The sequence below is a fragment of the Solitalea agri genome (assembly GCF_023914155.1).
In the GTDB taxonomy this organism is placed as follows: domain Bacteria; phylum Bacteroidota; class Bacteroidia; order Sphingobacteriales; family Sphingobacteriaceae; genus Solitalea; species Solitalea agri.
In genome coordinates this window covers 64,262-86,572 of the sequence record NZ_JAMWYS010000053.1, presented here as the reverse complement: position 1 = coordinate 86,572, position 22,311 = coordinate 64,262, and the positions used below count along the sequence as shown (strand labels likewise).

The 22,311-nt window shown below is 37.4% G+C and carries 24 protein-coding genes and 2 tRNA genes; 16 read left to right on the top strand and 10 right to left on the bottom strand.

Annotated features, from left to right (window positions below; all coding sequences use genetic code 11):
- Positions 1 to 53: 53 nt before the first annotated feature.
- Positions 54 to 713: a heme exporter protein CcmB gene (locus tag NF867_RS14950; RefSeq protein ID WP_252589144.1), complete on the bottom strand. Its 660-nt coding sequence runs from the start codon at positions 711 to 713 to the stop codon at positions 54 to 56.
- A gap of 125 nt (positions 714 to 838) precedes the next feature.
- Between NF867_RS14950 and NF867_RS14945 the strand changes: the two genes are divergently transcribed.
- Positions 839 to 1,969, top strand: a complete 1,131-nt coding sequence (locus NF867_RS14945; protein ID WP_252589143.1) for a hypothetical protein — start codon at positions 839 to 841, stop codon at positions 1,967 to 1,969.
- 74 nt (positions 1,970 to 2,043) lie between these two features.
- Here the strand turns inward: NF867_RS14945 and clpB are convergent, their stop codons facing one another.
- On the bottom strand, positions 2,044 to 4,659 hold the full coding sequence (gene clpB / locus NF867_RS14940) for an ATP-dependent chaperone ClpB (protein WP_252589142.1): 2,616 nt from the start codon (positions 4,657 to 4,659) through the stop codon (positions 2,044 to 2,046).
- Between the two features lie 272 nt (positions 4,660 to 4,931).
- Here clpB and NF867_RS14935 point away from each other — a divergent pair, with 272 nt between their 5' ends.
- Positions 4,932 to 6,422: a S8 family peptidase gene (locus tag NF867_RS14935; RefSeq protein WP_252589140.1), complete on the top strand. Its 1,491-nt coding sequence runs from the start codon at positions 4,932 to 4,934 to the stop codon at positions 6,420 to 6,422.
- A gap of 77 nt (positions 6,423 to 6,499) precedes the next feature.
- Here NF867_RS14935 and pyrE read toward each other — a convergent pair whose 3' ends face one another.
- On the bottom strand, positions 6,500 to 7,141 hold the full coding sequence (gene pyrE / locus NF867_RS14930; protein WP_252589138.1) for an orotate phosphoribosyltransferase: 642 nt from the start codon (positions 7,139 to 7,141) through the stop codon (positions 6,500 to 6,502).
- Between pyrE and NF867_RS14925 the strand changes: the two genes are divergently transcribed.
- From NF867_RS14925 to NF867_RS14915, 3 genes are all read left to right on the top strand, one after another.
- A complete protein-coding gene (locus tag NF867_RS14925) occupies positions 7,140 to 7,745 on the top strand; it encodes an NUDIX hydrolase (protein WP_252589136.1) in 606 nt (201 codons plus the stop codon). The genes pyrE and NF867_RS14925 overlap by 2 nt on opposite strands.
- A gap of 197 nt (positions 7,746 to 7,942) precedes the next feature.
- Positions 7,943 to 8,128, top strand: a complete 186-nt coding sequence (locus NF867_RS14920; RefSeq protein WP_252589134.1) for a CsbD family protein — start codon at positions 7,943 to 7,945, stop codon at positions 8,126 to 8,128.
- A gap of 178 nt (positions 8,129 to 8,306) precedes the next feature.
- Positions 8,307 to 9,029, top strand: coding sequence for a TonB family protein (locus NF867_RS14915; protein WP_252589132.1), 723 nt, complete (start codon positions 8,307 to 8,309; stop codon positions 9,027 to 9,029).
- A 21-nt stretch (positions 9,030 to 9,050) separates the two neighbouring features.
- On the opposite strand, the gene NF867_RS14910 is transcribed toward NF867_RS14915, so the two are convergent.
- The 3 genes from NF867_RS14910 to NF867_RS14900 all read right to left on the bottom strand — a co-directional run bounded on the left by NF867_RS14910 (position 9,051) and on the right by NF867_RS14900 (position 9,826).
- Positions 9,051 to 9,467 (bottom strand): EamA family transporter, encoded by a 417-nt coding sequence (locus NF867_RS14910; protein WP_252589130.1) that lies wholly within the window; start codon positions 9,465 to 9,467, stop codon positions 9,051 to 9,053.
- 122 nt (positions 9,468 to 9,589) lie between these two features.
- Positions 9,590 to 9,671 (bottom strand) — tRNA-Leu (locus NF867_RS14905).
- Between the two features lie 72 nt (positions 9,672 to 9,743).
- Positions 9,744 to 9,826: transfer RNA gene (locus NF867_RS14900), tRNA-Leu, on the bottom strand.
- 231 nt (positions 9,827 to 10,057) lie between these two features.
- Here NF867_RS14900 and NF867_RS14895 point away from each other — a divergent pair.
- Positions 10,058 to 10,648, top strand: a complete 591-nt coding sequence (locus NF867_RS14895) for a DUF4230 domain-containing protein (RefSeq protein WP_252589129.1) — start codon at positions 10,058 to 10,060, stop codon at positions 10,646 to 10,648.
- 58 nt (positions 10,649 to 10,706) lie between these two features.
- Here NF867_RS14895 and NF867_RS14890 read toward each other — a convergent pair whose 3' ends face one another.
- The gene (locus NF867_RS14890; RefSeq protein WP_252589127.1) at positions 10,707 to 11,255 is read right to left on the bottom strand and encodes a DUF937 domain-containing protein; all 549 of its coding nucleotides are present in this window, start codon (positions 11,253 to 11,255) and stop codon (positions 10,707 to 10,709) included.
- A gap of 64 nt (positions 11,256 to 11,319) precedes the next feature.
- Here NF867_RS14890 and NF867_RS14885 point away from each other — a divergent pair, with 64 nt between their 5' ends.
- Entirely contained in the window at positions 11,320 to 11,877 is a 558-nt protein-coding gene (locus tag NF867_RS14885) for a hypothetical protein (protein WP_252589125.1), read from the top strand.
- Between the two features lie 9 nt (positions 11,878 to 11,886).
- On the opposite strand, the gene NF867_RS14880 is transcribed toward NF867_RS14885, so the two are convergent.
- The gene (locus NF867_RS14880) at positions 11,887 to 12,303 is read right to left on the bottom strand and encodes a hypothetical protein (RefSeq protein ID WP_252589123.1); all 417 of its coding nucleotides are present in this window, start codon (positions 12,301 to 12,303) and stop codon (positions 11,887 to 11,889) included.
- 212 nt (positions 12,304 to 12,515) lie between these two features.
- Here NF867_RS14880 and NF867_RS14875 point away from each other — a divergent pair, with 212 nt between their 5' ends.
- The gene (locus NF867_RS14875) at positions 12,516 to 14,405 is read left to right on the top strand and encodes a beta-N-acetylhexosaminidase (RefSeq protein ID WP_252589121.1); all 1,890 of its coding nucleotides are present in this window, start codon (positions 12,516 to 12,518) and stop codon (positions 14,403 to 14,405) included.
- A 48-nt stretch (positions 14,406 to 14,453) separates the two neighbouring features.
- Here the strand turns inward: NF867_RS14875 and NF867_RS14870 are convergent, their stop codons facing one another.
- Complete coding sequence (locus NF867_RS14870; RefSeq protein WP_252589119.1) at positions 14,454 to 15,293, bottom strand: cyanophycinase; 840 nt, start codon at positions 15,291 to 15,293, stop codon at positions 14,454 to 14,456.
- A 26-nt stretch (positions 15,294 to 15,319) separates the two neighbouring features.
- Entirely contained in the window at positions 15,320 to 16,732 is a 1,413-nt protein-coding gene (locus tag NF867_RS14865) for an ATP-dependent DNA helicase (RefSeq protein ID WP_252589116.1), read from the bottom strand.
- Between the two features lie 201 nt (positions 16,733 to 16,933).
- Here NF867_RS14865 and NF867_RS14860 point away from each other — a divergent pair, with 201 nt between their 5' ends.
- The 8 genes from NF867_RS14860 to NF867_RS14825 all read left to right on the top strand — a co-directional run bounded on the left by NF867_RS14860 (position 16,934) and on the right by NF867_RS14825 (position 22,138).
- Positions 16,934 to 17,773 carry a DUF3822 family protein gene (locus NF867_RS14860; RefSeq protein ID WP_252589112.1) on the top strand — a complete coding sequence of 280 codons (840 nt, stop codon included), beginning with the start codon at positions 16,934 to 16,936 and terminating at the stop codon, positions 17,771 to 17,773.
- Positions 17,764 to 18,321: an RsmD family RNA methyltransferase gene (locus NF867_RS14855; RefSeq protein ID WP_252589109.1), complete on the top strand. Its 558-nt coding sequence runs from the start codon at positions 17,764 to 17,766 to the stop codon at positions 18,319 to 18,321. The genes NF867_RS14860 and NF867_RS14855 overlap by 10 nt, the downstream gene beginning before the upstream one ends.
- A gap of 21 nt (positions 18,322 to 18,342) precedes the next feature.
- On the top strand, positions 18,343 to 18,804 hold the full coding sequence (coaD, locus tag NF867_RS14850) for a pantetheine-phosphate adenylyltransferase (RefSeq protein ID WP_252589106.1): 462 nt from the start codon (positions 18,343 to 18,345) through the stop codon (positions 18,802 to 18,804).
- Positions 18,805 to 18,824: 20 nt separating this feature from the next.
- Positions 18,825 to 19,190, top strand: a complete 366-nt coding sequence (locus tag NF867_RS14845; RefSeq protein WP_252589103.1) for a RidA family protein — start codon at positions 18,825 to 18,827, stop codon at positions 19,188 to 19,190.
- Between the two features lie 14 nt (positions 19,191 to 19,204).
- Positions 19,205 to 19,858 (top strand): alpha/beta hydrolase family protein, encoded by a 654-nt coding sequence (locus NF867_RS14840; RefSeq protein ID WP_252589101.1) that lies wholly within the window; start codon positions 19,205 to 19,207, stop codon positions 19,856 to 19,858.
- A 29-nt stretch (positions 19,859 to 19,887) separates the two neighbouring features.
- Positions 19,888 to 21,003 carry a threonine synthase gene (locus NF867_RS14835; protein WP_252589098.1) on the top strand — a complete coding sequence of 372 codons (1,116 nt, stop codon included), beginning with the start codon at positions 19,888 to 19,890 and terminating at the stop codon, positions 21,001 to 21,003.
- 91 nt (positions 21,004 to 21,094) lie between these two features.
- Entirely contained in the window at positions 21,095 to 21,700 is a 606-nt protein-coding gene (locus NF867_RS14830; protein WP_252589095.1) for a TetR/AcrR family transcriptional regulator, read from the top strand.
- Positions 21,701 to 21,784: 84 nt separating this feature from the next.
- A complete protein-coding gene (locus NF867_RS14825) occupies positions 21,785 to 22,138 on the top strand; it encodes a hypothetical protein (RefSeq protein ID WP_252589092.1) in 354 nt (117 codons plus the stop codon).
- Positions 22,139 to 22,311 lie beyond the last annotated feature (173 nt).

Below are 22,311 nucleotides of genomic sequence, written 5' to 3'. Positions count from 1 at the left end.
TTTTATTATGAAAGATGACCCATTGATCATCTTCCGGTAGAATTTAAACTAATTTATTCGCGCCAAAGATACGGAAAGAGCAATAAAGATGTGGCTGATATAATTACATTAATACCCAGCAAAAGCATCATTTCATCAACACTGACCGAACGATCGAGCCCATCCATGGCATTTTTAGAAAGTTTGATAATTGCCATTAAAACAGGAATTACGACCGGGAAACTCAATACGGCCATAAGGGTTGCATTGTTACCCGCTTTAGAGGCAATTGCCGAAATCATTGTAAATGAAGTGGCAAAACTCAAGCTTCCTAGCAATACACTTACCAGGTATAATGGAACATCACCTATTGAATTGCCAAAAACAACATTGTAAAAGAACAATGCAATTACCGACAACACGATCATCAGCAAAAAGTTATAAATGATCTTAGATATGATTATGGCCTGCGGACTAACCAAAGTATAATAGTACAACTGACGCCCCTTGCTTTCATTCATAAAGCTTTTAGCCACGGCATTAATTGCAGCAAAGAGCATTATGATCCAAAAAAGGGCGTTCCAGGTTACAGGCTCTACCTTTTTAAAGGATTGATAACAAATAAAGACCGTTGCCGCTATATACAGCAAAATACCGTTAATGGCATATTTAGAGCGCCACTCGAGCACTAATTCTTTTTTAATAAGTGATTGAACTTGGGAGTATAAAGTCATTAAATAAATGAAAACGGTTCAAAAGTATTGAATTAAGGTCAATCTGAAAAATGACGAATGTCAGAGAATGCCCGTAATCAAAGAATTTATATTATTTTGCGAAAAAAAATTGAACCATACTTAGAATGAAAAAACTGCTCTTCTTTATTTGTTTCCTATTACCGATTGTAGTTGAGGCTCAAAAAGCACCAACTAAAACAACCCCAAAATCAACAGTAAAGAAAACTACAACGACTACCGATTCTACAGCAAAAAACCAAACTACGAAAAAAACAACAGCGCAAGATTCGTTAAAGAAAACCTCTGCTCAAAAAGCATCGAAACACGTTGACTCATTGGCAAAAAAAACGACTAAGGCCTCAGCAACAAAGGTAACGGACTCATTAAGCAAAAAGGCTATTGCAACAAAAAAAACAGCCAAACCAGCTGATTCGTTAAAGAAAGCTGCTGTAAAGAAAGCATTCGCAGGTATTGACTCAACGAAAAAAACTGCGGTAAAGAAAACAGTAATTGGTGTAGACTCGACTAAGAAAGTCGCTGGAAAAGGTTTAAAAAAGCCTGTAGACTCTCTTAATAAGAAATCTACTTCTTTAAAGAAAACCGGTTCTCTTGACTCTCTTTCAAAAAAGGGTAAGCTTAAGCTTTCGCCTAAGCAACTGGATTCATTAAAAAAAGCTTCTGCTAAGAAAAATATAAAAGCCACGGATTCTACCAAAAAGGCATTGGCTAAAGGAGAAAAACCTCAAGAAATAAAGGGTTGGTTTGAGATTTCTGGTGCCGATTCAACGGATTTAAAAGAATCATTACTGAAAAAAAATAGTGAGGAATGGTTTTCGGCTTGGTTTGCACCGTTGAATGATCGTTATCCTACTTTTAAAACATCGGTAGCCGATAGCATTAATCAAACATTAGGATATTTCAACGGACATGGTACTAATGCGTTTGAAGACCAATTACCGCAAAACAAGAACTGTAAGATCAAAATGGATTATAAAACAGAGGTTCGTGTAAAAGGTAAAGTATATCAATACCGGTTTTATGATTTTAAGATAAAATCGACCTTAAGCCAAAACGGTAAAGTGATTAGTGAGGAAACAATTACCGATATTGACGAGGAAAAAGAAAAGAATCGCCAGACTAAGGATCAATTTAAGGCTTGGCGCATTAAGCGAGTTCAGGACGAAATGCAACTGATCCTGGATAGTTTCCAATCGATTATGCTCCAAACCCCACAGCGTTTGAATTCATTTGAATAAATCGATCAGAATTAACAAAACATTACATAAACAAAGAAGTCCGGCATGGCCGGACTTCTTTGTTTATAAATCTCTTATGATTTTGCAGTTTCACTTTCATTGGTGTTATAAAAAACAAACTGATTATCAAACATATCGAGTTTAATTTTTGATTCCTTTTGAACCTTTCCCGACAAAATTTGTTTGGAAAGCTCATTCAAAATCCGTTTCTGCATTACCCGTTTTAACGGACGTGCACCAAACTGTGGATCATAACCTAATTGTGCCAACCAATCCAAAGCATCATCTGTTGCTTCCATTTCAATTCCAATTTCACGTAAAGTACGTTGTACACTTGCGAACTGAATACGAACGATCTTCCCGATTTCATCTCTGTCCAATGGTGTAAACATCACCACTTCATCTATTCGGTTTAAAAATTCAGGACGAACACTTTTCTTCATCAGTTCGAAAACCTCATTTTTAGTTCTGGCTATTATTTCGTCCTTATTGAACTCATCCATTTCCAGGAAACTTTCCTGAATGATTTGAGAACCAATATTTGAGGTCATGATGATAAGCGCATTTTTAAAATCAACCACTCGGCCTTTATTGTCTGTTAAACGACCATCATCTAGCACCTGCAATAGAATATTGAACACATCCGGATGAGCTTTTTCGATCTCATCAAGTAAAATAACCGAATATGGGCGACGACGAACGGCTTCCGTTAATTGCCCACCTTCATCGTACCCAACATATCCCGGAGGAGCACCAATCAAGCGAGAAACAGCGTGACGCTCCTGATATTCGGACATATCTATACGAACCATGTTATGTTCGTCATTGAACAAAATTTCGGCTAAAGCTTTGGCTAACTCTGTTTTACCAACACCTGTGGTTCCTAGGAAAATAAATGAACCGATCGGGCGATTACGATCCTGTAAACCGGCCCTACTCCTCCTGATTGCATCTGCTACTGCCTCAATTGCTTCTTCTTGTCCGGCCACACGTTTATGCAACTCTTCTTCAAGATTTAACAGCTTCTGCTTCTCACTTTCAACCAGTTTATTAACCGGAATACCCGTCCATCGAGCCACCACACCTGCAATATCATCAGCATTAACTTCTTCTTTTAGCATTCGTTGGCCATTTTGCATTTCATCGAGCTTTTGATTCAGCTCTTCAATTTGTTTTTCGGTTTCAGGTAATTTTCCATACTGCAATTCCGAAGCATAGGCAAAATCACCATTACGTTTGGCTTGCTCTACCGCCAGTTTATAACTCTCAAGGTCTTTCTTTTTGGTTTGAACTTCCTCTACCAGATCTTTTTCACCTTGCCATTTGGCCTTCAAATCATTACGTTGCTCACTTAAATTTGCTATTTCTTCATTCAATCGAGCAAGTTTAGGCTCATCGTTTTCACGTTTAATAGCCTCCCTTTCAATTTCGAGCTGCATAATCTTACGATCCAACTCATCCAATGCTTCGGGTTTTGAATCCATTTCCAACCTTAATTTTGCCGCAGCTTCATCCATTAAGTCGATAGCCTTATCAGGTAAAAATCGATCAGAAATATAACGTTGCGAAAGTTCAACTGAAGCAATTATCGCTTCATCTTTGATACGAACTTTATGATGCGACTCATACCGTTCCTTAATACCACGCAAAATTGAAATAGCATCTTCCCTATTTGGTTCTTCAACCATCACTTTTTGAAAACGACGTTCCAAGGCTTTATCCTTTTCAAAGTACTTCTGATATTCATTCAGTGTAGTAGCCCCAACAGAACGCAGTTCACCGCGAGCCAAGGCTGGTTTTAAAATATTAGCGGCATCCATTGCTCCTTCAGAAGCACCGGCTCCCACAAGTGTGTGAATCTCATCAATAAACATGATGATCTCACCATCGGAACCCTGCACCTCTTTAACCACCGCTTTCAAGCGCTCTTCGAACTCGCCTTTGTATTTGGCACCTGCAATCAGGGCTCCCATATCCAAAGAGAAAATCGTTTTTGTTTTAAGATTTTCAGGAACATCGCCATTAACAATCCGATGAGCAATACCTTCGGCTATGGCGGTTTTACCCACACCAGGCTCCCCGATAAGTATTGGATTGTTTTTAGTTCGGCGGGATAGGATTTGTATTACACGACGAATTTCTTCATCTCGACCAATTACCGGATCGAGTTTGCCCTGTTGGGCCATTTCGTTCAGGTTTTTGGCATATTTATTTAGCGCATTATATGTTGCCTCTGCATTTTGGTCAGTAACCCGACTGCCGCCTCTAAGCTGGTTAATCGCTTTTTTAAGATCCTTCTCATTTACTCCCAGATCTTTTAAAAGAACAGCGGTTTTATCATTCCCGCTTAAAATTCCCAACAAAATATGTTCTATGGAAACAAACTCATCGTTAAACTCTTTTAAATAAGCATTTGCCTTTTGCAATGCCTTTGTGGCGTCGTTTGACAAATAAAGACCACTGCCGGAAACCTTGGGAAACGATTGTATCTGTTCATCCAATCCCGTCTCAAGACGCTGAATATTTACGTTTAATTTTTTAAGAAGATAAGTGGCAATGTTTTCATCCACCGAAAGAATTCCTTTAAGTAAATGTGCTGACTCAATGGATTGCTGTTGAAAGCCCATTGCAATCTCGGAAGCTTTATTTACCGCTTCCTGTGCTTTAATTGTGAAGTTGTTAAAATTCATAAGTTAAATCCTCAAACAAAGCTTCATCAAAGAATTATCCAAATGGGGGAATTAAAGTTAATCAGAAAAACTTTCAGTAAAAACAAAATACATACGACAAATTGTCGCATCAATCTTTAAAAAACCTGATTTTTTTTCAGATAAATAAAGGCTAAACATCAATACTTTTATTAAAGAATTCATTCTGTCGTTTATTTTATTAAAGTATTTAAGTAGATTTATTAACCTAATAAACCTTAAATATTACCTATAAAACTCTAAAAACTCTCTTTATGAAAATTCATGCTCTCTCTCAACACATTCTAAGCGGAATGTTACTTGCAAGCTTATTGTTTGGATGTTCTAAACAAGATGAAGTTCAGAAAAACAATGCACTTAATGTCACCAAGCAAAACAATCAACTACAATCATTATCAGCCGGAAAAAGTTCTTCTCAAGCTTATGAATTCACAAATAATTTCATCGTAATTGCGCAAAGCACTAATAGCTTACCCGCTGATATTGAGAGTGAAATTCAAAAATCTGGAGGAAAATTTAATGGAAAGCTGAATAAAATCGGGCTTGCCTTTGTAAGCTCTGATGACTCGGATTTTATTAGCAAGGCCTCGAAGATCAAAGGTGTACAGGCTGTGATCCACGATATCAGGGCCCAATGGTTTGATCCTAATGAAAATGTAGTTTCTCAAGATCTTTCTTCCGAATCACATACAGGTTTTCCTTCACCCGATGATGATTTTTACTTTCCGTTAGAGTGGGGAATGTTAGCTATTGATGCTAAAGAAGCCTGGGCGAAAGGATACAAAGGAAACGGAGCCACTGTTGCAGTATTAGACGGAGGTTTTGACTTGGATCATCCGGACCTTGCTCCAAATATCAATCTTGGTATCAGCCAAAACTTTGTTCCGGGAGAAACATTGGCATTCGCATCAGCCAGTCCATTTAGCCACGGAACACATGTTGCCGGAACAATTGCTGCTGCAGATAATGCTTTTGGTGTTATTGGAGTAGCTCCCGAAGCCAAATTAATGCTTGTTAAAGTATTAAGAGATTCAGGTTCAGGTGATTTTTCATGGCTAATGCAAGGAATAATTTATGCTGCCGATAATGGCGCTAATGTTATTAACATGAGCCTTGGAGTAATTATCCCTCATCATTTACAAGAAAAAACAGCTGATGGTGTTATAAATGAAACTAATGAGATTCAACAACTTTTAGTTGCCATGAACCGGGTAACCACTTATGCTTATCAAAAAGGAGTAACCCTAATTGCCGCCGCAGGAAATGAGGCTATCGACTTTAATCATTCAAAAGATCTGGAGCATTACCCATCCAATTGCTCGCATGTGATCAGCATTTCCGCTTCATCGCCTATTGGCTGGGCTAAGAATTTTGCTACTGATTTAGATGTGCCGACCACTTACACCAACTTTGGTACTTCGGGGGTGAGCCTTGCGGCTCCGGGAGGAGATATTTATCCATCTGTTACCGGAAATTGCTCTGTGGTTATTGGAGCCCCTTGCTATGCCTTCGATTTGGTATTTAGCACAGGCAACAATTCATGGTATTGGAGTGGAGGCACAAGTATGGCTACGCCACACGCCGCAGGAGTTGCAGCGTTAATTGTTGGCAAATACAATGGCAACATTTCTCCTGCGCAGGTTGAATCAATCTTAAAACGATCAGCAGATGACAAAGGAAAACCCGGAAAAGATGATTATTTCGGCAGTGGAAGGGTAAATGCCGGAAAAGCGGTCGACCTATAAAACAGTTTATTTACTAAAAACAAGGGCCAAAGATTAAACTTTGGCCCTTGTTTTATATTGAAATTATTTAAAACCGATTATTGCCCCCATTGTGACGGGTTTTCTCTCCACTGGCTAAGGTTTTCTAATTGCGACTCAGCAATGAAACCATTTTTCAAAGCGGTTTCAATTAAAACATTGTAATTACTCAAGCTATGAAAAACACATTTTGCTTCTTTAAATGCTTCTTCAGATTGAGCAAAACCATAATTAAAAATAGATACCAAACCAGCAACATCGCAGCCTGCGGCACGTAAAGCTTCAACGGCAGCCAATGAGCTTTTTCCTGTTGAAATCAAATCTTCAACTACGACAACGCGTTCTCCAGGTTTTAACTCACCCTCAATCATATTGCCCATTCCGTGCTTTTTAGCTTCTGAGCGAACATACGCAAATGGTAACCCTAAATCTTGCGCTACTAAAACTCCTTGAGGAATACCTGCGGTGGCTACCCCTGCAATGGCACCAACAGAACCAAATTCTTCATTAACGAGACTTGTTAGCTGCTGACGGATGTACGTACGAACACTTGGATGCGATAACGACACACGGTTATCACAGTAAATAGGCGACTTCCAGCCCGAAGTCCAAGTGAATGGATTATCGGGTTGCAATTTTATTGCTTTAATTTGCAGTAGAAACTCTGCAATCTTTACAGCGGATTCATTCTTTAAAGACATGGCGCAAAGGTATATAATTTATATTAAGGACACACCCCTTTTTATCATTCAACCCGATGGTTTACCAAAAGATACAATAATATTTACTGTAAATGAAGATAATATAACCTTTGAGATAGAAAAAATTTTACGAGGTGATTCACCAAAAGCAATAGTATTAGAAACTGAATCTCCGGAACGTGCATTGAAAAATTTAACAAGAAAATTCCGCTATATAGAGGCGGCCGGAGGCTTGGTTAAAAATAAAAATGATGAATATCTATTCATTTATCGTTTAAATAAATGGGATTTACCTAAGGGCAAACTTGAGAAAAATGAATCGATTGTTGAGTGTGCTATTCGTGAAGTTGAAGAAGAATGTGGTGTTACGATCAGTTCTGTTGGCCAGGAACTTCCTTCTACCTACCATATGTATAAGTTGAAAGACGAAGTGGTTTTAAAAAGAACATACTGGTTTTCAATGAACTATGATGGAAATCAGCAACTTGTTCCTCAAACAGAAGAGGATATTATGGAGGTTGTTTGGGTTAGCAATGATAATTTCGACATGGTTAAAAGCAACACATATCCTGCCATCAAAGATTTGCTGACGAATTTGGGATAATTGATAATTCCTGAGGTAAAAATTCCACTAAATCAAGCTGTTAAATTTACTATTTGTCTCCGTTTAATGCTTAATCACCTATAATCTAGCGTTTGCTATTTGCTGGCATGAATATTTGCCATTTAATGAAAAACTCATTAATAAGATTTGATACCAATTTTACTTAATTCAATTAATGTTAACTAAATTTTAATGTTATGGACACCTTAGAGTTAAAAGGAAAATGGAATGAAATCAAAGGAAAGATCAAACAATCTTATGCTGAATTAACAGAAGATGATTTAAGATACGAAGAAGGGAAACAAGATGAACTTCTTGGTCGTCTGCAACAAAAACTAGGTAAAAACCGTGATGAACTTGTAAAATGGATCAAGAGTCTTTAACAACAATCACTCTAATATCACACAAACAGGAATTGATAGGAATCGATTCCTGTTTGTTTTTATAGCTGTTTTTCCAGATAACGACTTGCTTTTTTATGAATCAACAATCTTCCTGTTAGTTATTTTTCTTAATATTGAAGTATATACAGCAATTAATCACTTAAACACATACTATACCGTGAAAAACTTATTGTTATTGCCCTCATTTCTATTATTAAGTTTTGGAGCATTTGCACAGGTTAAGTACCTGAACAATGATTACAAAGAAGTTGAAAATGAATCTCTTGCTACTTATAAGCAGGAAATAATTATGAGCGACTCAATCGCCGGGATCAGAAAAATCTCCTATATCAGCGGCAAACCTAAAATGGAAGAATCTTTTTCTAATATGAAAAAAGCGATTCTCAGTGGTAAATGCCAATATTGGTTTGATAATGGGGAACTTAAAGAAGTTGTAAACTATTATGAGAATAAGTTCGATGGAACTGTATCGACTTATTACAAAGGGGGGCAGTTAAAACGTAAAGATATTTATAAGCTCGATTCGTTGGTTGAAGGCCACTGTTATGATTCTACCGGCGCTGAAAAGAACCATACTGTTTTTCATAAAAGACCTGAATTTCCGGGAGGAACTAATACCCTACTTAATTTTTTGAGTCGTAACCTTAAATATCCTTCCGTGTCGCGCAGATTGGGAATTGAAGGAAAGGTTTTGGTTCAATTTGTTGTCAATCCAAATGGCCAAATCATTAATGCTCGTATTAAGCAGGGACTAACTACCGATCTCGACACAGAAGCACTACGGGTGGTTAATTCACTTCCAAGTTGGGAACCTGGAATTCATGATGGCGAAAAGGTAAATTTCAATTATTTACTTCCAATTGTTTTTAGGTTACAATAGTGTTAACCATTGATTTAAAACTTATTTTAATACAATTACGAGTGTTCCGGCAATAATTAAAGCCGCACCGATTAATGTTTTAATTGTTAACGTTTCACCTAAAAAAAACGCCGACAACAATATGGTAAGTGCCAGGCTCGACTTATCAATAATTGTTACCTGCGAAACTTGACCTAATTGTAATGCTTTAAAGTAAAATATCCACGACAACCCTGTTGTAATTCCTGAAATAACAAGAAAAAACAGGGTTTTCTTTGAGATATCTGGCATACCTTTAACCTCTCCCCTTGCAAAAACGATCAACCATATCATTATTAATACTACAATAGTTCTGATTGCAGTTGCCAGGTTTGAATTCACATTGACAATCCCCAGTTTGGCAAATAGTGCAGTGAGCGAAGCGAACAAAGCCGATAACAAGGCGTAGAATATCCACATAACTGAATTAAGGTTATAGTTTACTAAAAATAGGAAAAGAAAGAATGGATTATTAGGATAGGGGAAATAAAAAACACCTGTAAATCATATACTTACAGGTGTTTTTTTTTGTTTTAATCTTGTGCCCAGGGCGAGACTCGAACTCGCAAGGGTATTCCCAACGGCTTCTGAGACCGCAACGTTTACCAATTTCGCCACCTGGGCGGTAATAACTTTAGATTTAGGAATGAAATTTTAGAAATCTGCAATTGTAATTCTAAATTCTAAAATTAATTGTGCGCGGAATGAGATTCGAACTCACACGCCCTGCGGGCGCCACCCCCTCAAGATGGTGCGTCTACCAATTTCGCCATCCGCGCGTGGGGTTGCAAATATATAAACTCCCAGCTATTTGAAAAACACTTTCATGCAATCTGTATTATGATTTGCCGGGTATTTCCAGCTCACTTCTTTTTAAATAAACTCAAAAAACTATTTATCAATTAGTTGTCAAAACACCTCAAAACAAAATAATTGAAAAAAATACCATTTGACACTAAAAAACCCACCCATAAATTACCGTTTAAACATCTTAAATTTTAAATTTAAGAATGAGTTACATTGAAAAGAAAAAACAACGTTCAGATTTTGTACGCATTTTCCCATGGGTGGTGGTTCTGATTTTAGGTGTGCTTACAATGAGAACCTGTGGAAAAAACGACACCTCTTCTACCACTGTACATCACGTCATCCTCGACAAAATTGAATCATTGGGAAAACTGGAATTAGTTCGTTACAAATTCAAAGACATTGTTGAACATGAAATAATCCGTCAGTGGCTGCCCGACCCAAAAGCCTTATTGATTGTTAGTGGTGAAGCTGTCGGGTGCATTGATTTAACCAAGGTTACTAAGGATGACATTACTGTTTCAGACACTGTTCTAACAATCCGTTTACCCCAACCAGAGCTTTGTTATTATAAGATCGACCATAAAAATTCCAAAGTTTATCAAACGAATTATGCTTTTTTGGTAGAGGCTGAATTGGTTGATGAAGCCTACAAAAGTGCTGAAGCGCAATTAGGTGCAACAGCTCTCAAAGCCGGAATTTTAGATCAAACAAAAATAAGTGCCCAAAAAGTGTTAACTCCTTTTTTTGAAGCATTTGGCTATAAAAAAGTAATATATCAGTATAAAAAATAAAGCAGAACAACGAATCATTCTGCTTTATCATAATTATAGTATCTCTACCTAATCTTGATTAACTGCCAAACAAGCCTTTGAGTTTGTCCATTATACCGCCACCTTGATCTCCTCCTTGTTGATTAAAGAGCCCGGTAATATCATCGAGTGAAAACTTACCATCACTCCCCTTTAGCTTAGTAAGTACATCATCAAAATTAACTCCGTCAGTTTTACCTCCGCTTAACGAACTAAAGATCCCATTGATATTAAAACTCGAATCATTGGGGTCGTTTGTTTTACTTACCAAACCACTTAAAACTTGTGGAACCAATGTAGCTGCTATACCCTGTGCTTTTGATGGGTCAAGATTAAATTTCTCCATTAATGAACCGGCAACGCTTGCCATCGCATTACTAGTAACCGAGCTATTTTGTCCACCGCCACCAGTAAACATGCTTAAAACATTAGATAATCCTCCGCCAGACACCTGACTCTGTAAGCTGCTGAATATTGAACCTGACGCAGTCTCTATTGCGGCTTCATTATGTTCGTTCGGAACGTCAGGATTTTGAACAATTGCATCTCCTGCATATTGCTTCACAAGGTTTAAAAGATTGTCGAGCATAACTTTAAATTTAGGGTTATGAAGTTAAGGATTGTTTTCGATTTTTGTACAGCAGAATTTAACGATGGAAGAGCTTACAAAGAGAATTTCTAAAACCCTTACCAAAAAAGAAGTACTCAAAATCACTTCAGAACTTATAAAAAATAACGTTTCTGTTAACGACCTCATTAACTTAACTTTTTCAAACGATAAAGAAACTGGATTCAGAGCATCCTGGATACTTGAACAAATTGCGTTTAGTCACCAGTCAATGTTTTTACCTTCGCTGCCTTATTTTTTCAGCAGGTTTAAGGAAGTGCAGAATGAAAGCTGTAAAAGGCATTATGCGAAAATAGCCCAGGAATATACACGCCATTTGTCGGGCAACAAGTATGATCAAAGAATAAGAACAATGCTTGAAGCAATGGATTTTGAACACATCATTGAAACTTTATTCGAATGGCTGATAAATAACAAAACACGTACTGCTGTTATTGCATTTTCAATGGAAGCATTGTACAACCTAAGTAGCCGATATGATTGGATCAAGGAGGAATTAAGCTCGCAAATTATTTTTTTAATGAAAAATGGATCCGCAGGGATCCATTCAAGAGGAAAAAAACTATTAAACAAACTTCTATAATTATTTTTTTTAGGGGTTTACTTCAAAACTTAAAATATCTCCCTCCATCTTTGTTTCCTTTACAATATTACAATACACAACAAGTTGATCTTCCCTAAATTCGAAATCAAATAGGTTGTCATCGAGTTTATACCGAGAAAAAGTATTATCCTCCAACTTTTTCATCAGGTAAACACTCGACAGGTTGTTCTCCTTAAGTTTGATCGGAATATTCTTCAAATCAATATTTAATACATAATGATTTTGAGAGTAATTGTCCCATTTAACATTACTTAAAATAAAATTGTCCTTTCCTTTAGAAAGCAAAGAAGTTATATAAACAGTTTCGGGCAATTTTATTTCATGCCTTTTCGCTTTATAACATCCGCCAAAAATCAATATTGAATAGAGTATGATAACTGCAGAAAGATATCTTATTAGTTTCATAGTTATTGATGGTTGTACTGTCAAAAGTATTTAAGTTAAGTATTTTATTTATAAGTACAAATACGTGATTGTTAATTAATAACGAATTAGTTATCCTTATTAGATTACTCTATAAGTAAACAGAGGCTACATGTATAAAGACAATCCTTAGAATGATTCAAGGCAAAAAATCGCTATTTTCGGACCTCGTAAACCAAAAGAAGATTTTCCGGATGTTCAAAAAACTTTTGCTGATTGTATTAATGGGTATGATTTGTGCCGTTTCCAAAGCACAGGATTCATTAATTAATATTATTCCCAAACCAGTTTCTGCTAAAACCTTTCCGGGGAATTTTCTCCTAACTCCTAATGTTTTATTGGTTTACAATAACGATAGCAGCAAATCTGTCGCGACATTTTTTAAAGAAACAGTTGCGACTTCCACCGGAAACCAACATATTCTCATTCACGAAAACCAGTTTTTAGGTAAAGAGAAATCAATTCGTTTTTATATATCCGGACTGCCTGATTCTACCATTGGAAATGAAGGCTACCGGTTACAAATACATACCAACTGCATCGAATTAACTGCTAACACAGCTGCCGGATTATTCTATGGGATGCAAAGTTTAGTTCAGCTTTTCCCTCCAGAAATTATGGCTGTAAAAGCTAAGCCTAATCAAAATCTGTCAATACCTTGTGCCGAAATTATTGATTACCCACGTTTTGGATGGAGAGGAATGTCGCTGGATGTTTGCCGACACTTCTTCTCTAAAGAGTATATAAAAAAATACCTCGATAATATGGCGAGGTATAAATACAATGTCTTTCATTGGCACTTGACTGATGATCAGGGATGGCGCATTGAAATAAAAAGTTTCCCAAGGCTAACCAGTGTTGGTGCCTGGCGGGCTCCGCGTATGGGAGAATGGTGGACGCAAAGTCCGCAAGACGATAATGAAGCATCTACCTATGGAGGATTTTACACCAAGGAAGATGTAAAAGAAATTGTTGATTATGCCGCAGCCTGCAATATTTCGGTCTTACCCGAAATTGATGTGCCGGGGCATGCATTAGCTGCTTTGGCGGCCTACCCTGAATTATCGTGTTTTGGAGGCAATTTTAAACCGAATGTAGGTGACAAGTTTTACAAGAAAATTGAAAATTCACTTTGCGTTGGCAATGAGTGCTCATTTGAGTTAATGGATTCGGTGTTAACAGAAGTAGCTGCTATGTTTCCGGGTAAGTACATACACATTGGAGGCGATGAATGTTACAAAGGATTCTGGGAAAAATGTCCAAAATGTAAAGCTCGTATGAAAACCGATAGCATCTCAACCTTGGAAGGCCTGCAGAGTTACTTTATTCATCGCATGGAACAGCTGATCATTAGTAAAGGTAAACGAATGATTGGCTGGGATGAAATTTTGGAAGGAGGCTTAGCTCCGGAAGCTACCGTTATGTCGTGGCGGGGATTAAAGGGAGGTGTAGATGCAGCAAATCTGGGGCATAATGTCATTATGACTCCTGATAAATATTGTTACCTGGATTTATATCAAGGTGACCCAGATGTTGAATACAAAACTTATTCGGTTAACAGGCTTAGTGCTTCCTATAGCTTAAACCCTGTTCCTGAAGGCATTGATAAAAAATTCATTTTAGGTGGACAAGCAAATGTATGGACTGAAAACATTCCGAATACACGCCATCTTGAATATATGGTTTGGCCACGAGCATTTGCACTTTCAGAAGTATTTTGGTCGCCACAGGAGAGCAGAAACTGGAATGATTTTGTACATCGGATGGAAATCCATTTCAAACGCTTTGACAATGCCGAAATCAATTATTCTCGCAGCTCATTCGACCCGGTCATAAAAGTTAATAAAAATAATCAGGGGAATTATTTGATCAGCGTAAATACTGAGGTTGAAGGATTAACCATTTATTATTCATTTGAAGGCCCCGATCCTGATAATTTCTATCCACTATATTCACAGCCCTTGGAAATTCCCAAAGGAGCTGATACATTTAAAGCTATAACCTACCGTAACGGTAAACCCATTGGGAGAGTTGTGAGTTTAAAGATGAAAGACCTTGAAAAACGAATGAGACAGTCAAATTGAGATTATTGATAACTATAAATCCGAACTGTATCACCAATCAAATTGAAATTACAATGCAAACTTTTCACCAGGCAGGTAAATATCTAACAATATCCCCCTGGCACCTAATTTATGATTTTGAAGTGATTTTGATTTGGTTGGATTCTTATAAACCAATACCTGTGAATCACCAACAACTTCAGCCCATCCGTTTTTCACCAAAATTGCCGTTGACTCATCAATGCCAATGGCTTTTTTAGCTGGGTACTCAACAACCACGCTTAACAATCGGTTATGCCGACTTCTGATTAAAAAATGCTGATCGATAATTGCCATCGGCAACAACCCTAAACCCTCTTTGATTTCTATATTCTCGCCTTCAATCGATTGGGCTGTTGATTCGTAATCGGTATGTAGCAACTCATTGCCTGTTATCATCTCTTTACTCATTACCGCTGCTCCTGCACTGGTTCCCGCAACCATTGATCCATTGAAATAGGCTTCAGTAATGGCCTCTTTTATTTGGGTTCCAGACAGTAAACTCATAAACCGAATTTGATCGCCACCTGGCAGATAAATGAGTTTTGCTTTAGCAATAGAATCAACAGCTATATTGCTTAATGATTTAACTGCTGTAAAGTTGAAATTAACCGTCTTTAATCCTGCCTTTTCAAATTGTTGTTTGGCAAAATAATATGCCGAGTCAGGTTCTTCACTGGCTAATGGTAAAATAGCTACGTAGTCGGTTTTACTAAGACCTGCCTCTGTGATCATCCGATCAATTAAGGCTCCGGAGCGTTTACCTCCGCCAATGATAAATAGCTTTCCTTTAGGTTGTGTCGTTTGTGCGTTACCGCCAAAACTTAACAAGGTTAATAATGCAATGACTAATAAACTTTCTTTCTTCATAAACTAAAAATAAAGTTTATTAACCTTTACTCAAAAAACTGATCGCTAAAATTTACAAAAAATAATTCCTGTGTCGACCGGCTGACTGCTGTATATAACCATCTTAAGAAATCTGTATTGACCATTTCCTCCGTTAAATAACCCTGATCAACAAAAACCGCTTTCCATTGCCCGCCTTGTGCTTTATGACAAGTTACAGCGTAAGCAAATTTTACTTGTAAGGCGTTGTAATACGGATCTTCCTTGAGCTTTTGAGATCTATCGCGTTTGTTGGTTATATGCTTATAATCCTCACTTACGGCCTCATACAAGCGTTTACTGTCATTATAATTCAAATTGGGTGTTTCAGATGTTAGTGTATCCAATAAAATTTTGCAGGTAAGCTCTGGCTCATCGGGATAATCAGGAAATTCTAGCGTTACTTCGGCAAATCGGAAACCGTATAACTCGGAGGTCCCTTTAATCCTTCTAATTCGGGCAATATCTCCATTGGCTATAAAAGCATGGTTAGATTCATCCGGTAGCCAGAAATAATTGTTCTTAACCACCATCAGGTAATCACCGGTAGAAATCTCTTCTTCTCTGAAAAGTATTCTTCCTCTTATTTGTTGATTAAATAAATTGGCGCCCTTATTTGAACGGGTAATAATCAGTGAATCCTCAATGCCATACTTATCATAAGCGTAATTAAGTCCTTCCACCATACGCTCTCCTGTCATTCTATAGGTGTCAGTATAGCCTTTGGTAACTATCTGCGGAAAGGTTTCGATTTCATCTCTTATCAACTCCCGAATTCGGGTGGCATTCTCTAAAATTCCAGATTGTTGTTGCTGACGAAGCACCTCGGTAAGCTCAACATCTTTGATCTCTAAGTCATATTGCTGCTGCAAATATTCCTTATCTAAAGCTGGACTGTGGTTTAAACCCACAGGCGGAAGCTGAGCGGTATCCCCTACCAGAATAAGCTTGCAGTTCTTTTGATTAAAAACATATTCTAATAAGTCGGTAAGTAGGTTTTGACCATAAAGATCAGGACCATCCATTTGTTGGTTGGAGATCATCGAAGCCTCGTCAACTATAAAAATGGTATCAGTATGTGGATTTATCCCTCTGGCAAAGCCCGAAACAGGACTGGTTGCATCACGTTTACGGTAGATCTTTTTATGAATGGTAAATGCTTCCTTACCAGCATATGAACTAATTACTTTGGCAGCACGACCTGTTGGAGCCAGTAAAACCGATTTCAGCTTATACATAGGTAGTAGTTTTACCAAGGCGCTAACCACCGTCGTTTTCCCGGTTCCTGCATATCCCTTTACAATAAACACTGAATTATTGCTACGTCTGCGTAGAAACTCGTCAAGGTCCCTGAATAACTCCTGTTGTTGAAAAGTTGGTTGATGAGGAAATACTTTTTCTAAAATAGCTGAATCGAGCATTAATGGTTTTATTAGAGTACGAAGGTAGAAGTATAATTTTAGAAGGACGATTTAATGATGTACGATTTTAGATGTAAGATTGTAGATGTACTTTCAATCTAAAATCTTAAATCCGAAATCATACATTGTCCTTTGCACTTTCCACTTTGTCCTTCTTACTTTGTACTTTAATTGTACTTTTGTCAGAATTGCCCTAAAAATATGCAGCAGAACCTTCAGCAATTTAAAATAGTAGATAAATCGTTTAAAGTTAAACTAAGTTCCAAATACCATCTGACTGTAAAGTTTACAGAAACAGGGTTAAATTATTGTATCTATGATCCGATTAATGAACGTTATGTGGTCTTGGCGAATCATGAAAACCTGAAACCATTTACTTATGACCAGGAAATCAGTAACGATCAATTATTAAAACTGCCTTTTGCAAAAATCAGGGTTATTGTACCTTCAAATGAGCATACCATTATACCCAATGAATATTTTGAGCAGAGAAATCTTAACGACTATGCTTCATTGAATTTCAGCAAAATGGAAGGGCGGGTAATGACCAATGACATCGTCTCGCTAAATGCAAAACAAATCTTTACACTTAATGAGCAGATTCAGCAAACGATCAATAAGTATTTTGTAGGAGCATTGATTTATTTTGAAGGAACCCCATTGCTGGAAGGCTTGATCCGACAAAGCAATCACACTGAAAAACAACTTTTATATATACATGTTGTTAAAAACTGTATTCAGCTAGCCGTTTTCGATAATGGCAAACTGCAGCTTTATAATCGTTTTGAATATAAATCAGTGGAGGAGTTCATTTATTTCCCACTTTATGTTTGCAATACCTTAGGAATTGATCCTAAAGATTTGCACGTGTTTTTATTAGGGGCGATTCGTCCTGGTGATGAAACTTACAATCTGATACATGAGCATTTTCGCCGTGTTAACTTTGGTGAGCTTTCAAAAGACTTGTATTTCAGCAAGTCGATGACGCAAATTCCGCAGCACCGTTTTTATTCATTGCTTAATATCGAATTATGCGCATAATTAGCGGCAAACTAAAGGGTATTCGGTTGCAGGCACCTAAAAATCTTCCGGTTCGCCCAACCACCGACATTTCGAAAGAGTCGCTTTTTAATATTTTGTTCAACCGTTTTAATTTCGATGAAATTAATGCACTGGATCTTTTTGCCGGTACCGGAAATATATCGTTTGAACTGGCTTCAAGAGGTTGTCCTTCGGTAACTTCAGTTGATAAATTCCCTGGCTGCGTTGAATACATTAAACGTACAGCGGCCCAGCATCAGCTTTCTGCCATAAAAACTTATAAAGCGGATGTATTTAAATATTTAGACTTAGAAAATGTTCAATACGATTTGATCTTTGCCGATCCACCGTATGATATGCCCAACCCGGAACGAATTGCCGCAAAAGTTTTCGAAAAAAACTTATTAAAAGCGGATGGACTTTTGGTAATAGAACATGCTTCACAGATAAATTTGGATAATCAACCCAATTTTTCATGGAACAGGAAATACGGGCAATCGACTTTTAGCTTTTTTGAAATATCTGAAACAAATCAGGAGAATTCTTAAACATCGAATAATCAACATACAATGAAAATAGCTTTATTTCCAGGCTCTTTTGATCCAATTACCATTGCGCATCTCGATATTGTTAAACGAGCAATGCCTTTATTCGACAAGGTGGTTATTGGCATTGGTTTAAACAGTTCGAAACCCACATTTTTATCTCCCGAAAAGCGTCAGGAAATTCTACATGCCGTTTTTAATGGTGATCCGAAAATTGAAATTAGAACCTACCAAGGACTAACTGTTGATTTTTGCAAGGAGTTAGACGCTCAGTATATGATCAGAGGTATACGTTCGGTTGCCGACTTTGAATATGAGCGTGCTATCGCCCAAATTAACGCAGTCATGAAACCTGAAATAGAAACCATTTTCATTTTAAGCAAGCCTGAATATTCGGCGATTAGTTCAACCATTGTTCGTGATATTTTAAGAAACAATGGCGACGTTAGCGCTTTTGTGCCTAAGGAGGCGATGACGTTTTTATAGATTCCAATTAAACTAATCTTATGATACCTATTTTTTCTTCAGATGTTCCCACTCCTGGTGGCCATTACAACCAAGGTGTAGCAGCAAACCAGTTCGTTTTTATTTCTGGTCAATTACCAACCGGCTTTCCATCCGAAACACCATTGGCAGAACAGGTAAAAATCGCCTTGGAAAGGGTTTTAGCTATTGCCGAAGCTGGAGGAAGCAGCAAAGAAAAAATTGTAAAAACGACTGTTTACATTTCGGATGTAAATGACTGGCCCGCAGTAAATGCTGCTTATGCAGAGTTTTTTGGACCTGAAAACAAACCAGCACGCAGTATTGTACCTGTTCCGGCTTTGCATTTTGGTTATAAGGTAGAAATTGAGGCTATTGCAGCGATTTAATTTTGCCTTAAACCGTGAATGTTTATTTCATTAGTGGTCTAGGTGCCGACAAAAGAGTTTTCAGCAATTTATCTTTCCCTGCTCATTTTCAAATCAAGCATATTAATTGGATTGAACCGTTAGAACGAGAATCGATCGCTGATTATGCGAAACGTTTAAGCAGTCAGATTGACCAAAATCAGCCTTTTAATTTAGTGGGATTGTCATTTGGCGGAATTATTTTAACGGAGCTTTTAAAAATCATCAATCCTCAAAAAGCAGTTCTCATTTCAAGTATTAAAACGCATACTGAACTACCTTTGCTTTTAAGATTTGCAGGTAAACTTAGATTGCACAAAATCATCCCTACTCCGATGTTAAAATCGGCAAATTGGTTTTCATTTAAATTATTCGGTTTACAATCTTTAGAAGAGCGGCAACTGTTCAAAGATATTTTAAGCGATACAAGCACTAACTTTATGCGTTGGGCCATTGATAAAGTATTGACCTGGCAGCATGAAAGTCCATCAAAAGATATCATTCATATTCATGGAACAAGTGATTTAATTTTACCTTATCAATCTGCTTCAGCCGACTTTACGATTAAAAAAGGAGGTCATTTTATGGTTTTTAATAAGCATGAAGAAATCACAACAATACTAACTGAAATTCTAACCAACAATTCGTAATTCATAACTCTAAAATCTAACTTTATTCCATGCTTCAATTTATCTGTTCTGTAACCGGCAAAAAATATCCTGTTAACATTCCGCGTTGGCGTAGTAATGCTGGCCATTTATTGGATTTGGAGTTTGAAGCAAAGTTTGATCTGGAAAAAATTAAGGATCGAAAACCGAATTTATGGCGCTATCTGGAAGCTTTACCTATTACCAACGAAAATTCAATTGTCAGTTTTGAAGAAGGTTTCACGCCTCTATTACCCATTGATTTTGACGGTAAACAAGCCTACATTAAACAAGAACAACTTTTCAGCACCGGCTCTTACAAAGACCGTGGTGCTACCGTATTAATGAGTTTTGTTAAAGAATTGGGTATCAAAAAGGTAATTCAAGATTCTTCTGGAAATGCAGGCTGCGCTATAGCTGCTTATGCTGCAAAAGCCAATGTTGATTGCCGAATTTATCTCCCTGCCGATACTGCTGAAGCCAAAATAGCTCAAATGCGTATGTATGGGGCCGAAATTGAACGTGTACCCGGCAGCAGAGAAGATACAGCTGCAGCTGCCTTTAAGGCCGCTGACTCCACTTTTTATGCCAGCCATTGCTATAACCCGTTCTTTTACCAGGGAACCAAAACCTTTGCTTACGAAGTTTGCGAACAATTGGGTTGGACAGCCCCTGATGCGGTTGTGGTACCCGCCGGAAATGGGACCCTTTTAATTGGCTGCTATATTGGGTTCAATGATTTACTAAAGGCTGGAATTATTAATAAACTTCCTAAAATCATCGCTATACAGGCTGAAGCCTGTCCTCCCCTTTCGCAAGCATTTGATAAGAGTTTGAATACTTACAATGAAGTGCCAACCGAACATACCTTAGCCGAAGGAATAGCTATTGCTACTCCGGTAAGGGGCAATCAGTTGTTAAAAATGGTGCGAGAGACCAAAGGAAAATTCTATTCAGTAACGGAAGATGAAATCGAAAACGCTTTGCTCTACTGTGGAAAAATGGGTTATTACATCGAACCAACATCCGCAGCTACCATTGCCGGTTTGAGAAAATACCTTGCCGAACAACCAACAGAGCTGGTAGTTTCATTATTTACCGGCCATGGACTAAAATCAACCGATAAAATATTGAAGATTTTAAAATAGCCTATTAGCTTCTAGCTATTGGCTAATTGCTATGAGCTATGAACTAAGAATCCTATCTTCGAGCCGGAAAACATATTTACAAAAGCTTTAAATGGAAAACCACGACAAGAAAAGAGATCGTATACTTGAAGTTGCCTTAAAACGTTTTGCACATTACGGGTTGTCAAAAACCACTATGAACGAAATTGCCGACGATCTCGCCATGTCGAAAGCTTTGTTATACTATTATTTCCCCGATAAAAACGCCCTATACTCAGCCGTTATCAATCAGCTGTTTGAAGCACACGCTGAAGAAATAAAACATGAAATTGAGCAATCGGCCTCTAGTGCCGAAGCATTAAGTCTTTATTTACGAAAACGACACGAGTTCATCAAAAAATACTACATCCTACTTGAATTCAATAAAAGCTATAACCGCGAAAGTTTTGCTCAAAAGCAAAATTCGTTTTCAGCTATCAGAGCCAAAGAAAAATCATTTTTAACCAATATTTTATCCCAGGGAATCCAATCTGGTGAGTTTAAAATTGACAATCCGGAGAAAACCGAAGCTCTCATCTTTGATGCCTTACTAGGAATCCGCTTTGTAGTACTTGAATACAATAATTCACCTCAACCTGATGATGAATTGTTCAATACTATCCTCGAAAAACAAGAACTTCTTTCCGACTTGATCATCAGAGGACTAAAAGCCGAATGAAGTTAGATTTTAGAAGTACGATTTTAGATTTCCGCGGCTCTATTACGGCTAGTACAACTTAGTGGCAACCACATAGAAAGAAACATGAAATACTTATTAGAAAGTCAATTAAGTTCTTACTTACGTCCTGACAAGACAATTGAGCAATTTATTGGAAGAATTGAATTTCCAGAATACTCAGGCTTTCGATGGATCTCAATTGATAGAGACAAAGACGAATTCAAATTGATTGTTCATGAAGTTTTTGATGATAGTAATGAAATAGAGAGTATTTATAATTTTTCCTATATTGAACCGGATGATTTATATGGAAAGGAAATTCAGACCTTTGACTCACTTGATGACGCGCTTGAAACTGCAGAAAGATTATACAGTGCATCAAGAAATAGGTATTTAACATTTGGTTTCTTGGACGAAGAACTTAATAACTCTAAATAGAAATACTGTGCCTAACAGGCTTGCCAAAAGTTCGCGACGTGCAACTTTTTCATTTCAACCTTATTAATAAATTACTTCAGAGCGGGTCCTTGTACTTCCTACTAAAATTTGTACTTCCTCCTAAATTCCAAAATCTAACCTCCCTTTGTACTTTGTACTTTGTACTTCTTAAT